This is a genomic window from Vibrio sp. JCM 18905 (assembly GCF_055393305.1).
The window spans coordinates 959,717-972,893 of sequence record NZ_AP043879.1; the positions used below are offsets into that span (position 1 = coordinate 959,717).

At 44.3% G+C, this 13,177-nt stretch carries 10 protein-coding genes and 6 tRNA genes; 6 read left to right on the forward strand and 10 right to left on the reverse strand.

Going from position 1 to position 13,177, the window contains the following annotated elements:
- Nucleotides 1–47 precede the first annotated feature (47 nt).
- Nucleotides 48–1,922 carry an MFS transporter gene (locus ACZ5ZC_RS12700; RefSeq protein WP_464931959.1) on the reverse strand — a complete coding sequence of 625 codons (1,875 nt, stop codon included), beginning with the start codon at nucleotides 1,920–1,922 and terminating at the stop codon, nucleotides 48–50.
- A gap of 13 nt (nucleotides 1,923–1,935) precedes the next feature.
- Nucleotides 1,936–2,526, reverse strand: a complete 591-nt coding sequence (locus tag ACZ5ZC_RS12705) for a TetR/AcrR family transcriptional regulator (protein ID WP_006743255.1) — start codon at nucleotides 2,524–2,526, stop codon at nucleotides 1,936–1,938.
- A 378-nt stretch (nucleotides 2,527–2,904) separates the two neighbouring features.
- On the opposite strand from ACZ5ZC_RS12705, the gene ACZ5ZC_RS12710 reads away from it, so the two are divergent.
- A complete protein-coding gene (locus tag ACZ5ZC_RS12710) occupies nucleotides 2,905–3,777 on the forward strand; it encodes a Tim44 domain-containing protein (RefSeq protein ID WP_048626164.1) in 873 nt (290 codons plus the stop codon).
- 426 nt (nucleotides 3,778–4,203) lie between these two features.
- On the opposite strand, the gene ACZ5ZC_RS12715 is transcribed toward ACZ5ZC_RS12710, so the two are convergent.
- From ACZ5ZC_RS12715 to ACZ5ZC_RS12740, 6 genes are all read right to left on the reverse strand, one after another.
- Nucleotides 4,204–4,288, reverse strand: a tRNA-Tyr gene (locus tag ACZ5ZC_RS12715).
- An 84-nt stretch (nucleotides 4,289–4,372) separates the two neighbouring features.
- Nucleotides 4,373–4,457 (reverse strand) — tRNA-Tyr (locus ACZ5ZC_RS12720).
- An 84-nt stretch (nucleotides 4,458–4,541) separates the two neighbouring features.
- Nucleotides 4,542–4,626, reverse strand: a tRNA-Tyr gene (locus tag ACZ5ZC_RS12725).
- Nucleotides 4,627–4,710: 84 nt separating this feature from the next.
- Nucleotides 4,711–4,795, reverse strand: a tRNA-Tyr gene (locus ACZ5ZC_RS12730).
- A gap of 84 nt (nucleotides 4,796–4,879) precedes the next feature.
- Nucleotides 4,880–4,964: transfer RNA gene (locus tag ACZ5ZC_RS12735), tRNA-Tyr, on the reverse strand.
- A gap of 84 nt (nucleotides 4,965–5,048) precedes the next feature.
- Nucleotides 5,049–5,133 (reverse strand) — tRNA-Tyr (locus tag ACZ5ZC_RS12740).
- A gap of 284 nt (nucleotides 5,134–5,417) precedes the next feature.
- Here ACZ5ZC_RS12740 and ACZ5ZC_RS12745 point away from each other — a divergent pair.
- From ACZ5ZC_RS12745 to ACZ5ZC_RS12755, 3 genes are all read left to right on the forward strand, one after another.
- Nucleotides 5,418–6,527 (forward strand): efflux RND transporter periplasmic adaptor subunit, encoded by a 1,110-nt coding sequence (locus ACZ5ZC_RS12745; RefSeq protein ID WP_104216570.1) that lies wholly within the window; start codon nucleotides 5,418–5,420, stop codon nucleotides 6,525–6,527.
- Nucleotides 6,527–9,640 (forward strand): multidrug efflux RND transporter permease subunit VmeF, encoded by a 3,114-nt coding sequence (gene vmeF / locus ACZ5ZC_RS12750; protein WP_104971437.1) that lies wholly within the window; start codon nucleotides 6,527–6,529, stop codon nucleotides 9,638–9,640. The genes ACZ5ZC_RS12745 and vmeF overlap by 1 nt, the downstream gene beginning before the upstream one ends.
- Before the next feature lie 222 nt (nucleotides 9,641–9,862).
- Nucleotides 9,863–10,060: a type II secretion system protein gene (locus ACZ5ZC_RS12755; RefSeq protein ID WP_054867711.1), complete on the forward strand. Its 198-nt coding sequence runs from the start codon at nucleotides 9,863–9,865 to the stop codon at nucleotides 10,058–10,060.
- Nucleotides 10,061–10,150: 90 nt separating this feature from the next.
- On the opposite strand, the gene ACZ5ZC_RS12760 is transcribed toward ACZ5ZC_RS12755, so the two are convergent.
- Nucleotides 10,151–10,726 (reverse strand): porin family protein, encoded by a 576-nt coding sequence (locus ACZ5ZC_RS12760; protein WP_012842010.1) that lies wholly within the window; start codon nucleotides 10,724–10,726, stop codon nucleotides 10,151–10,153.
- Nucleotides 10,727–10,939: 213 nt separating this feature from the next.
- On the opposite strand from ACZ5ZC_RS12760, the gene ACZ5ZC_RS12765 reads away from it, so the two are divergent.
- On the forward strand, nucleotides 10,940–11,257 hold the full coding sequence (locus tag ACZ5ZC_RS12765; protein ID WP_005390574.1) for a DUF1244 domain-containing protein: 318 nt from the start codon (nucleotides 10,940–10,942) through the stop codon (nucleotides 11,255–11,257).
- A 67-nt stretch (nucleotides 11,258–11,324) separates the two neighbouring features.
- Here ACZ5ZC_RS12765 and ACZ5ZC_RS12770 read toward each other — a convergent pair whose 3' ends face one another.
- Entirely contained in the window at nucleotides 11,325–12,419 is a 1,095-nt protein-coding gene (locus ACZ5ZC_RS12770) for a PLP-dependent cysteine synthase family protein (protein ID WP_005390576.1), read from the reverse strand.
- Nucleotides 12,420–12,557: 138 nt separating this feature from the next.
- Here ACZ5ZC_RS12770 and ACZ5ZC_RS12775 point away from each other — a divergent pair, with 138 nt between their 5' ends.
- Nucleotides 12,558–13,022 carry an Lrp/AsnC family transcriptional regulator gene (locus ACZ5ZC_RS12775; protein ID WP_005390577.1) on the forward strand — a complete coding sequence of 155 codons (465 nt, stop codon included), beginning with the start codon at nucleotides 12,558–12,560 and terminating at the stop codon, nucleotides 13,020–13,022.
- Nucleotides 13,023–13,177 lie beyond the last annotated feature (155 nt).

Below are 13,177 nucleotides of genomic sequence, written 5' to 3' on the forward strand. Positions count from 1 at the left end.
ATTTGAACACATGTTCAGTTATTCTAAACATGTGTTCAAATGTATTTTTATCGCCAGTCGCCTCTAAGTTGATGCACTCTATCGAACATCGTTTTTGCCGTTGCTTCATTTGGTGGAACCGGCTGTCCGGCCTCAATTTCTAGCTTTGACCAAAATCGAGTCGGTAAGCCACAACATGCGCGGCCTTTCGCGCGGCTGAAATAGCTTCCCCATAAGCCTTTGAGTGCCACGGGTATGACAGGTACTGGGCTGCGACGCAGAATAATATCAATGCCACGCATGAATTCATTCATTTCACCGTCTGAGGTTAATTTCCCCTCTGGGAAAATACAGACGATATGTCCTTCGCTTAATGCGGTTTCTACATCATTAAATGCACGCCTGATGGAGTTTCTGTTACTCGCTGAAATCGGAATTACCCCAGTTCTGCGTAAAAAGCGTCTTAGTGGGGGTAGGTTGGCGTAATCTTCCTCCATCACAAAACGAATCAACCTTGGGCATACTGCGCTAAGTAGCAAGGCGTCCATATAGCTCACGTGATTACATACGATCAACGCACCGCCTTGTTCTGGCAAGTTATGTAGGTTTTTATGTTTCACTCGATAAATAGTATGAGTTAGCATCCAAACCACAAAACGGACAACGAATATCGGTATTTGCAAAAAAATGTAAGCGGCGACCAAGAAATTCAAAATGGCTAACAATGCAAACAATTGAGGAATTGTCATCTTGATTACACTTAGGCACACAATACCTAAGACAGCACTGCCGACCATAAACAGAGAGTTAAAGATATTGAGCCCTGCGATGACTTGCGCGCGCTCGGTTTCCTTTGCTCTATGTTGCATTAATGCGTAAAGCGGTACGATAAACAGTCCGCCAGAGGCGCCAATCATCAATAGATAGAAAAATAATGGCCAAAAAGGCTCATATCTAACGAAGTCTACAAAGTTATGGAAGATAGGTAGGTCACTTGGAATGGAGGTTGCCATCAAGTACCCAAATACCGTAATGCCAAGTGCGCCAATAGGCACAATACCGACTTCGATACGATGATTCGAGATCCAATTGCAAAGTAGCGACCCTAGCGCGATACCAATGGAAAACAGAGCAAGCAAGAAAGACACCGCACTCTCGGTGCCATTTAAGTAAATCTTGGTGAAATTCGGGAACTGGGTTAGATAGGCGGCGCCTAAAAACCAGAACCAGCTTATCGCCATAATACATTGAAAAACAACACGATCTGATTTTGCGATGGATAGCGTGTGTTTAGTTTGTTTGTACGGTTGCCAACGAAAAGAAAGATTAGGTGCGCTGGCGGCTGCAAAGGGTATTGAGCGGCTCGACAAATATCCTAACAATGCAAAGAGTACGACACAAAATGCGGCAAGGTATTTTGCGTTGTCTGCTGAGGCGATAATTCCAGCACCTAGGGTACCAATAAGGATGGCGATAAAGGTACCAGCTTCAACAAGGGCGTTGCCTGGCACTAACTCTTTCGCGTTTAATTTTTGGGGCAAAAGGGCATATTTAACCGGTCCAAAGAATGCTGACTGTGTGCCCATTAAGAACAGTAGCAGCAAAAGCACACCATAACTTTCGGTTATAAAACCAATGGCGCCCAAAAGCATGATGGCGATTTCAAACAGCTTTACCTTGCGAATAAACCATGATTTTTCATATTTATCGGCTAATACGCCAGCTGAAGCGGAGAATAGAAAGAACGGTAGAATGAACAAGCCAGCCGCTAAATTGATGAACAAGTTGCTCGAAATAGGTAGTGCGCTGGATCCCGCGAAGGCGACAAACAGCAGCAAAACGTTTTTAAAAATATTGTCGTTGAAAGCGCCAAAAAACTGAGTAATGAAATAGGGTAGGAACTTTCTTTGTGTAAGTAAGGACGGCTGTCTGTCGGACGACATGGATAATCCTTTGTTACCAGTTTGTGAGGTAGTTAGAAAGCAGGTTACTGATTAATTCTTTACCATCAATGGGTTCACTAGAGAAAAATTTATCATCAACACTGAGTAAAGTAATACCGTGTACGCCAGACCAAAGCACTCGACTCGCTTGAATCACTTCGGACTCGGTACGATGTGGTGCGATTTGAGCCAATAGTGACTCCAGCATTCCTGTCATCCCGTCGATACGTTTGGCATGCCATTCTGGAAGTTCTGCACCATTCATGTTGTGCTCGAACACTAACTGCCAACGGTAAGGGTGCTTTTGAGCGAAATCGTGGTAGCAATAAGCCAGCTCAAATAGAGCTTGATGAGCGTCTTTACTGCTATTGGTCGCCTTCAGTGCTTCTTGGGAGAGTTCGTCTAAAGTTTGCGCGACTACGTGTAAAAGTAACAGGTTATAGTTGCCAAAAATGTTGACTAATGTGCTTGGCACGTAACCAATCATGTTAGCGATTTTACGAAGACTGAGTTCGTGGTAAGAATTCTCATCTAAAAAGTTTTTGACTGTTGTTAAAGTCAAATTCACTAACTCTTCTCTGGTGTGATCGTTTCTGCGCGCCATACTCTCAAACTGCTTTATTGAACATCGTTCAATATGATAGTCAGCTACCTATTAACCGTCAACAAGGCAATATACTCAAGTGACGTCAAGGTGCAGGATTCTGAGCTGTGTCACTGATTCTAATTCAAGTAAAACATCCCCGAGTAGTAGCGAGTTCATTCCAAGCATTTCTAAACGAACCAAGTATCTCGAAGTTAACCGAGAGCAGTCTGTATCTTTGGCAATATTCTGATACATGTCAGATTCTGTAAGCTGTTTTCATCAACAGGCATACAGAGTATGATGACGTAACAATCATCTTTGGCGTGCTACTGTTTGAAACAATCGTTGTTTCGTCTGATAGAGCACAATCTTAGATAGCTAACTTTAAGGATAACGATGAAACGTTTATTTTCTATTGTTGCTCTGTTGATGTTTACCGTTGCTGTAACGCCTATCGCGGAAGCGAAGAAGTTTGGTGGCAGTAAGTCTTTCGGTAAGAGCTACAAAACAGCGCCAGCACCAAAACAACAGCAACAAAACACCAATACGGTCGGCAAAGATCAGACGGCAAAGTCTTCAAGTAAAAAAGGCTTAATGGGTGGTCTGCTAGGCGGACTTCTTGCTGGTGGTCTACTTGCTGCATTCTTTGGCGGTGCTTTTGAAGGTATCCAGTTTATGGATATCTTAATTATTGGTTTGATTGCCTTTGTCATCTTTAAATTAATGCGCGGTATGCTAGGTGCGAAGCAGGGCAGTATGAACCAGCATCGCCAGCAACCTGCATTTGGTGGTAACGCATCTAAGTTTGAGCAACCAAACATGCAAAACTTTGAGCAACAGCCAAACACAAATAATGGTGGCTTTGGTGGTTTCGGCGCTCAAACGGACGTACCACATAACTACCCACCGGGCTTTGACCAAGCAGCGTTCATTAACGGCTCTCGTGAACACTACCGAATCCTGCAAGGAGCGTGGAATCACAATCAACTGGAAACCATTGAAGAATATGTTTCTCCAAGCTTGTTTGAAGATCTGAAAGCAGAGCGCGCGAAGCTCGACGGTGATCAGCATACTGATGTAATGTACGTTGATGCAGAGATCGTCCGTGCCGATTACGATGCAAATAAAGCACAGCTTAGCCTGCAGTTTAGCGGTCGTTACCGTGACACAGTAGAAGGTGTTGAAGAAGAAATTGAAGATATCTGGCACCTAGAGCGTGACCTGACTGTGCCTAATGCACCATGGTTAATTGTTGGTATTCAAGGCTAGTCACCTTTAAACCAATTTAGTCACTAATAAAAATCCCGCGCCCCCTGCGGGATTTTTTGTATCTGTCGTTTGTATCTACGAAAGATATTTTTATAAAACCTGCCAGGTGGAGTCTTCATCATGGCTCGCGCTTAACTCTGCCGAATATCTTTTTTGCTAGCTACTCCTCAAGTGCTTTACTGAATGTTTTTAGCATTCACATTATGGTCATTGCGATAAAACAAGGACAAAGTGCTAGTACATTGTTTGTATTACAACGACCAGATCCGAACTTTGGCCATAGGAGATTCGCTTTGGCCCAGTTGTTAAAGTAGGATCCAACAGAGGGAGAACCGCGAAGAAGTTGGGTTAAATAAGGAAGGTCTTGTTACTTTATCAAGAATCCGAAACGAAAAAAGCCAGCTCAATGAGCTGGCTTTTTCAATATGGTGGAGGGGGACGGATTCGAACCATCGAAGGCAGTGCCGGCAGATTTACAGTCTGCTCCCTTTGGCCACTCGGGAACCCCTCCAGGGTGTTTTATACTTGAAAATTAGTTTCCCAACCTAGCTTCCAAGTTGTTCTTATGTTCAAAGGAAAAACACAAGAAAGAATATGGTGGAGGGGGACGGATTCGAACCATCGAAGGCAGTGCCGGCAGATTTACAGTCTGCTCCCTTTGGCCACTCGGGAACCCCTCCAGGGTGTTTTATACTTGAAAATTAGTTTCCCAACCTAGCTTTCAAGTTGTTCTTATGTTTAAAGGAAAAACACAAGAAAGAATATGGTGGAGGGGGACGGATTCGAACCATCGAAGGCAGTGCCGGCAGATTTACAGTCTGCTCCCTTTGGCCACTCGGGAACCCCTCCAGGGTGTTTTATACTTGAAAATTAGTTTCCCAACCTAGCTTTCAAGTTGTTCTTATGTTTAAAGGAAAAACACAAGAAAGAATATGGTGGAGGGGGACGGATTCGAACCATCGAAGGCAGTGCCGGCAGATTTACAGTCTGCTCCCTTTGGCCACTCGGGAACCCCTCCAGGGTGTTTTATACTTGAATGATAGTTTCCCAACCTAGCTTTCAAGTTGTTCTTATGTTTAAAGGAAAAACACAAGAAAGAATATGGTGGAGGGGGACGGATTCGAACCATCGAAGGCAGTGCCGGCAGATTTACAGTCTGCTCCCTTTGGCCACTCGGGAACCCCTCCAGGGTGTTTTATACTTGAATGATAGTTTCCCAACCTAGCTTCCAAGTTGTTCTTATGTTTAAAGGAAAAACACAAGAAAGAATATGGTGGAGGGGGACGGATTCGAACCATCGAAGGCAGTGCCGGCAGATTTACAGTCTGCTCCCTTTGGCCACTCGGGAACCCCTCCAGAGGATTTTTATACTTAGCAAGATGTTTTCCCAACTCATCTCCCAAGTGCGGAGCAAATCATAGCAAACTCGCTCAGGCTGTAAAGCGTTTTTCTTGTGTTTTTACGTTGAATGCTGTCTTTTTGGGCAAAGATGGTAGAAAGTCAGCGTTTTGTGTGTCCTTTGAACAGAAGAGAAACGCTCTTTTTACTTGAATTTACACTACTTGACGTTAAACCACGTATCTACTGATAAAATGTAAGCAGTTTAATGACATAAGTTTATTCGTTTAGAAGTCAATATCATGAGCATGAAAGCCACGTTATCGTTATCTGTTTTAACGCTTTCTATATTAATGAGTTCTCCATCAGCTTTCGCAGCTATGCGAGGCTCAGCAGTTACCGTCGTAACTGAACAAGTAGAAACGCACGAGATCAATCAATCCTTATCGCTTATCGGTAAATTAGAAGCGGCGGAGTCTGTGGTTGTTGCATCGGAAGTCGCCGGCAAAGTGAATCAAATCGCTGTTAAAGCGAATCAAAATGTCCAACAAGGTCAACTGTTAATCAAGTTGGATGATGATAAGGCTCAAGCTGCTTTGATTGAGGCAAAGGCGTACCTTAAAGATGAACAACGTAAGCTAAAAGAGTTTCAACGTTTGGTTAAGCGAAATGCTATCACCCAAACTGAGATCGACGCACAAAAAGCAAGCGTTGAAATTGCACAAGCAAGGCTGGACGCCGCTCAAGCAAATTTGGCCGATCTTCATATTACGGCGCCGTTCTCTGGCACTGTTGGTTTCATCGATTTTAGTCGCGGTAAAATGGTTAGCGCGGGTACAGAGCTGTTGACCTTGGATGACCTTTCCGTCATGGAGCTGGATTTACAAGTACCGGAGCGCTATTTATCGATGCTTTCTATTGGTATGGAAGTCATTGCCAAAACCAGTGCATGGGGTGAACAGACGTTTACTGGTCAAGTCACAGGCATTGATACGCGAATCAGCGCAGAAACGCTGAACCTGCGTGTACGTATTGAGTTTGAAAACCCTGAAAACCGCTTAAAGCCGGGCATGTTAATGAATGCATCATTGGCCTTCCCTGCGATTGAAGCGCCAATTATCCCGGTTCAAGCACTAGAATACTCTGGCACCAAGCGTTACGTATACGTCATCGATGACAACAATAAAGCGACTCGACAAGAAGTCATTCTCGGTGCTCGTGTCGATAACGAAGTCGTTATTGAATCAGGCGTTGAAGTTGGCGACAAAATTGTTGTACAGGGCATCGTTAATATGCGAGATGGTGTTGAAGTTAAGGAAATTGTCGCACCAGGAAAGTCAGAAACAGCTAACGCAACTGGTAATCAAGGTGTTCAAAGCACGCAAGACGAAGCGGCTAAGGAAGCAAACTAATGTTACTTTCTGACGTTTCTGTAAAACGCCCAGTCGCAGCGTTGGTATTGAGTATGCTGCTGTGTGTATTTGGCTTTGTATCCTTTACGAAACTAGCGGTGCGAGAAATGCCGGACATTGAAAGTCCGGTCGTTTCCATTAGTACGCGTTACGAGGGCGCTTCCGCGACGATCATCGAGAGTCAAATTACTTCTGTATTAGAAGATCAGCTTTCAGGCATCAGCGGAATAGATGAGATCAGTTCGACGACGCGAAACAGCAGTTCGCGTATCACGATCACTTTTGAGCTAGGTTACGATCTCAATACGGGTGTTAGTGATGTTCGCGACGCGGTGGCTCGCGCTCAACGTTCGCTACCTGATGAAGCGGACGATCCAATTGTCTACAAGAATAACGGTTCAGGTCAGGCCTCCCTCTATATTAACCTCAGCTCTGCAGAGATGGACCGCACTCAATTGACGGATTATGCAGAACGTGTACTGATGGATCGCTTTAGCTTGATCTCTGGGGTGAGCTCCATTGATCTCTCTGGTGGTTTGTACAAGGTGATGTACGTGAAGCTTAAGCCAGAGCTGATGGCGGGGCGCTCAGTCACGGCTTCGGACATTACATCGGCACTGCGAAGTGAAAACTTAGAAAGTCCGGGTGGTGAAGTTCGTAATGATTCGACAGTCATGTCGGTACGGACAGCGCGTAGCTATAACACGCCGGAAGATTTTCAGTACCTCGTGATTAAAAGGGCAAGCGACAACACGCCTATCTATTTGAAAGATGTCGCTGATGTTTTTATCGGTGCAGAGAACGAAAACTCGACCTTTAAAAGCGATGGCGTCGTCAATGTTAGTTTGGGGGTTGTTCCTCAGTCTGATGCGAACCCGCTAGAAGTAGCAAAATTAGTTCGAGCTGAAGTTGATAACATCCAGAAGTTCTTGCCGGAAGGGACGCGGCTTGCTATCGACTACGATGCGACGGTGTTTATCGAGCGCTCGATAGAAGAGGTGTATAGCACGCTATTTATTACGGGCGGTTTGGTCATTTTGGTGTTGTACATCTTCATTGGTCAAGCTCGTGCAACCTTGATCCCAGCTGTTACGGTTCCGGTATCGCTGATTTCTTCGTTCATTGCCGCTTATTACTTTGGCTTTTCTATCAACTTAATCACCTTGATGGCGCTGATCCTGTCTATCGGCTTGGTAGTGGATGACGCGATTGTGGTTGTTGAAAACATCTTCCACCATATCGAACGTGGTGAATCGCCTTTGCTTGCGGCCTATAAAGGTACGCGGGAAGTAGGCTTTGCCGTTATCGCGACAACGCTAGTGCTGGTGATGGTATTCCTGCCGATTTCTTTTATGGATGGCATGGTAGGTCTGCTATTTACTGAGTTTTCTGTCTTGTTGGCGATGTCTGTGATTTTCTCGTCTTTGATCGCCCTAACATTAACTCCTGTATTGGGTAGTCAGATTTTGAAGGCGAATGTAAAACCAAATCGATTTAATCAAGTGGTCGATCGCCTATTTAGTAAACTGGAGAGTGGTTACCGCTCATTATTGAAAGGCGCATTGAAAATGCGTTGGGCTGCACCGCTGGTGATTCTGGCGTGTTTGGGCGGCAGTTACTTCTTGATGAACCAAGTGCCAGCCCAGTTGACCCCTCAAGAAGATCGCGGCGTGATGTTTGCGTTTGTGCGCGGGGCTGATGCCACGTCATACAATCGTATGTCAGCCAATATGGACATTGTTGAAGAACGATTGATGCCATTACTTGGGCAAGGGTATCTGAAGTCGTTTAGTATCCAAACGCCTGCATTTGGTGGACAGGCAGGCGATCAAACCGGCTTTGTTATCATGATTCTAGAAGACTGGAACGAGCGAGATGTAACAGCTCAGGAAGCGCTTAACAAAGTGCGTGGCGCACTGGCTGGCATACCTGATGTTCGAGTGTTCCCATTCATGCCTGGTTTCCAAGGTGGTTCGAGTGAGCCTGTTCAGTTTGTATTAGGTGGCTCTGATTACGATGAACTTCTCGTCTGGGCTGAAATGTTGAAAAACAAAGCAGAAGAATCGCCAATGATGGAAGGTGCTGAGATCGATTACTCAGAGAAAACGCCAGAGCTATTGGTTACGGTCGACAGACAGCGTGCCGCAGAACTAGGGGTCAGTGTCAAAGACATTTCTGATACGCTAGAAATCATGCTTGGTGGTAAAAGTGAAACGACTTATGTTGAGCGTGGCGAAGAATATGATGTGTATCTTCGTGGTGATGAAAACAGCTTTAATAATGCAGCGGATTTAAGCCAGATTTATCTGCGAACTAATAGTGGGCAGTTAGTGACGTTAGACGCGGTCACTAAAATTGAAGAAGTGGCAGCTTCTATTCGTCTATCTCACTACAACAAACAGAAATCCATCACTATTACGGCTAATCTGTCAGAAGGCTACACATTAGGAGACGCGCTGAATTACCTTGATCAACAAGCGATAGACAACTTACCAGGTGACATCTCGGTGAGTTATTCTGGCGAGTCAAAAGACTTTAAAGAGAACCAAGCGAGTGTTGCTGTCGTATTTGCGTTGGCATTGCTTGTGGCGTATCTCGTGTTGGCGGCTCAGTTTGAAAGCTTCGTGAACCCGTTAGTGGTGATGTTTACGGTGCCGATGGGCGTATTTGGTGGCTTCCTTGGCTTGGTTGTGATGGGGCAAGGCATGAACATTTACAGCCAGATCGGCATGATCATGTTGATCGGCATGGTGACGAAAAACGGCATTTTGATTGTCGAATTTGCCAACCAGTTACGTGACCGTGGTGTTGAATTCGAAAAAGCGGTTATTGATGCAGCTGCGCGACGTCTACGCCCGATCTTGATGACAGCATTTACCACGCTTGCTGGTGCTATCCCGTTGATTGTATCGACAGGGGCAGGTTATGAGAGCCGTATTGCCGTGGGTACCGTGATCTTTTTCGGGATGGGATTTGCGACATTGGTGACCTTGTTTGTCATCCCGGCTATGTACCGATTGATTTCGGCGAAAACACAGGCGCCAGGTCATGTAGAAGCAGAATTGAACAAAGCACTTAGCCACGATACAAAAGGCCGTATTGCTCACCCTTAGACGCTGTACGTAAAGCTTTGATTGAAAACACCGAACAACTGTTGTTCGGTGTTTTTTTATATTGAGAGTGATTACTTATAGATCTAATGATTATTTTTGTTTATTATTTCGCCACTTCTTCGAGGGGCACAGGACTCGCTCATCGTATTGACTGAATGTCGGGTCTTGTTAGGTGTCATGCCGGGAAAGCAGCATATACCTATTATTATTTGAGGTGTTCTCTTGAAAAAAGTACGTGGTAGTTACATGGTAGAAATGGTTTTAGTTGCGGGTGTTATGGCGTTGTTAGCGACCACTGCACTTCCGACGTTAACGAATGCACTAAAAGATCGTCAAGATGGCATTTTACACTCTCTCGATGCCGGTCAACCAAGTAGCCATGTGAATCAAGAGACAACAGAAAAGTTCTCCGTTCAGTAACTGATGACACTCCGTAGATTGTAAAACAAGCCGAGGTAAAAACCTCGGCTTGTTTGTATTTCAATTCTGGTAACTTGGTGCTATCTAATGTTAGAAGCGTTTCCCTAAGCTAACTTGCACACCTTCGTAGCTGTCGTAAAAATCTTCAAAGCCCATATCTGCGACATTATAGATGTACTCTGCGCGCAACCAGATGTCTTTGCTCATATCCCAATGGACACCAGCACCGATATTGAATAGTGCTCCTGAATCATCTGTGACTTTTTGTTGGTTTGGAACGTACATTTCTGCCTGAGTCCCTAACGCGGTCACGCGGCCGAACAAAGAAAGTGGCGTATCGCCAAGGTTATCACTGGTCAATACAGCTGACATACCCGCTTGGTAATAGTGCAAATCCAAATCTGTTTTCAGTTTGTCGTTCTTCAGTTCGTTTTGGGAATAGCGAAGCACACCTTCAAACGCAAGGTATTGATTGACATGATAGCCCCAACCAACAGTGATATGTGGTGTGGACCACTCATTGTCTCTGTCTGAGCCAAAATAGGGTGTATCAAAACCGACGTTACCAGTACCCAGATAAAAATAAGATTGATGAGTTTGTTCTTGAGCAGCAAAAGTCGGCACACTGATGGTCAAGGCAGACAATAATAGAATGGCGTTTTTCATAACTTGACGATAACCTTTGTAAAAGACCGTTGTAATGAGTTGTGTTAATATTAATTTAATCAATAAGATAGATGGCGTTTATCATATCAGTTTTTACGCAAAGGTAGTCATTTAGACTGAGAATTGTTGCGCTAAAGCAGACTTCCTTGGCTGGAAAACTTACTATTCGGTATGGTGATTAACGTCAATCAAATAAGAGAGAAGGAAAGGAAAGTGGCTGAATTCAAATATAAAAATCTGACTCAAGAAGAACAAGATAAGTTAGACGCGGCGACATTTCGTCGTTTATTGGCGCATTTAGACGCGAATAAAGACGTGCAGAACATCGACCTCATGATCCTTGCGGGCTTCTGTCGCAACTGTTTTAGCAAATGGTACAAAGCTGAAGCGGAAAATCTCGGTGTGGATTTAGATATTGATGACGCTCGCGAACGTGTTTACGGCATGACTTACGATGAATGGAAACAAAATCATCAGCCAGCGGCAACGCCAGAACAATTGGCGGCGTTTGAAGCGCGTCAGAAAAAGTAATACTCATTTCCAAAAAAAAAACAGCCCGCACATCAGCGGGCTGTTTTTTTACATTCGAATTTACATATTAAGCGGTAATTGGACCGCAACATGCAGGTTCGACACAGCCTTTCGCTTGAATGACTTCAAGTTGCGCGAGGTAAGGTTGAATATCACCGATGTTCTCTTTTACCCATGCTAAGTCGTAATACGTATCTAAGTAACGCTCACCAGAGTCACATAAAAGTGTCACGATAGAGCCTGTTTCACCGCGTTGTTTCATTTCGCAGGCCAGTTGAAGCACACCGTAGAGGTTCGTCCCCGTTGATGCACCGACTTTACGCCCAATCAGTTGAGAAACCCAATGTGCAGTTGCCACACTGGCAGCGTCTGGAATTTTGCGCATTTCATCAATGACACCTGCAATAAAGCTTGGCTCGACACGTGGTCGACCAATGCCTTCAATTTTGCTGCCGGTCTCACCTTTTAATGAGTGATTACCTGACTGGAAAGCGTCGTAAAACACCGAGTTTTCAGGGTCTACGACACAAAGTTTGGTGTCGTATTTTTGGTAACGAATAAAACGGCCAATGGTTGCAGACGTGCCACCAGTTCCTGGGCTCATTACTACCCAATTAGGAATTGGGTGATCTTCTAGCTCCATTTGGCTAAAGATAGAGTTCGCAATGTTGTTGTTGCCGCGCCAGTCAGTCGCACGTTCAGCATAAGTAAACTGATCCATGTAGTGGCCATTTAACTCTTGAGCCAAACGTCGAGACTCGTCATAAATCTGATCTGAGCGCTCTACAAGATGCGCTTTACCACCGTAAAACTCAATTTGTTCAATCTTTTTACGTGCGGTGGTTTTCGGCATAACGGCAATGAACGGTAAGCCAAGCAAGCGAGCAAAATACGCTTCTGAAACGGCAGTGCTGCCTGAGGACGCTTCAATCACTGTGGTTTCAGGACCAATCCATCCGTTACAAATCGCATAAAGAAACAACGAGCGTGCCAATCGGTGTTTCAGAGAGCCTGTTGGGTGCGTGCTCTCATCTTTTAGGTAGATATCGATACCATCAAGAGAAGGCAGTTCTAGTTTAAATAAATGAGTATCAGCAGAACGTTGAAAGTCTGCTTCAATTTTACGCACTGCATTGTTGATCCAGTTGTGGTCAGTACACATGGCGTCTCTCCTTGGAAATCGATAGATAAGCATTAGATGGGAATAATTTACCTATAATATGAGAGAAAAACTTTGCTATAGTTGCTGGTAATGACTATTTTGATAGAAATATTTTCTACACTTTGTGGGTTTTATAGGATGAGTTTGGATCGAGTCGATAAGCAGCTGCTTGCGTTGTTACAAACCGACAGCACCTTGTCATTAAATGAGTTAGCAGAGCAGGTTAATCTGACAACAACGCCATGTTGGAAGCGTTTGAAAAGGTTGGAAGAAGAAGGCTACATCGAAAAGCGTGTGGCGTTACTGAGTGCAGAAAAACTCGACCTGTCTTTTATCGCTTTTGTTCAGCTAAAAACCATCGATCACTCCGAAGATTGGTATCACCACTTTGTCACAACAGTGAGTGATTTCCCTGAGGTGATGGAGTTTTATCGTATGGCCGGCGAGTATGACTACATGATGAAAGTGCTAGTCAAAGATATGAAGTGTTTTGACGAGTTTTATAAGCGCTTAGTTAATAGTGTAAAGGGACTGTCTAATGTGACTTCAACATTTGCTATGGAATCCATTAAATATACGACTGAGTTACCACTTCTCAACTAAATAGCTTTATACGAATTTTATTTAATGGTTACTCTATCTGTTAGCATTTTAAATGTTAACAGGTAGCAGGGTTATTCTAACTAAGTTACTTTTTACTGGGTTGGAATAAATATAAACGATATTTATTCTCTCTTCTATTTCCGCATTAACTGTTT

What these genes read in the sequence shown, in the direction of transcription:
- ACZ5ZC_RS12760 (WP_012842010.1), bottom strand. Translation starts at nt 10,726, where the DNA reads ATGAAAAACGCCATTCTATTATTGTCTGCCTTGACCATCAGTGTGCCG.
- ACZ5ZC_RS12745 (WP_104216570.1), top strand. Translation starts at nt 5,418, where the DNA reads ATGAGCATGAAAGCCACGTTATCGTTATCTGTTTTAACGCTTTCTATA.
- ACZ5ZC_RS12770 (WP_005390576.1), bottom strand. Translation starts at nt 12,419, where the DNA reads ATGTGTACTGACCACAACTGGATCAACAATGCAGTGCGTAAAATTGAA.
- ACZ5ZC_RS12705 (WP_006743255.1), bottom strand. Translation starts at nt 2,526, where the DNA reads ATGGCGCGCAGAAACGATCACACCAGAGAAGAGTTAGTGAATTTGACT.
- vmeF (WP_104971437.1), top strand. Translation starts at nt 6,527, where the DNA reads ATGTTACTTTCTGACGTTTCTGTAAAACGCCCAGTCGCAGCGTTGGTA.
- ACZ5ZC_RS12700 (WP_464931959.1), bottom strand. Translation starts at nt 1,922, where the DNA reads ATGTCGTCCGACAGACAGCCGTCCTTACTTACACAAAGAAAGTTCCTA.
- ACZ5ZC_RS12710 (WP_048626164.1), top strand. Translation starts at nt 2,905, where the DNA reads ATGAAACGTTTATTTTCTATTGTTGCTCTGTTGATGTTTACCGTTGCT.
- ACZ5ZC_RS12775 (WP_005390577.1), top strand. Translation starts at nt 12,558, where the DNA reads ATGAGTTTGGATCGAGTCGATAAGCAGCTGCTTGCGTTGTTACAAACC.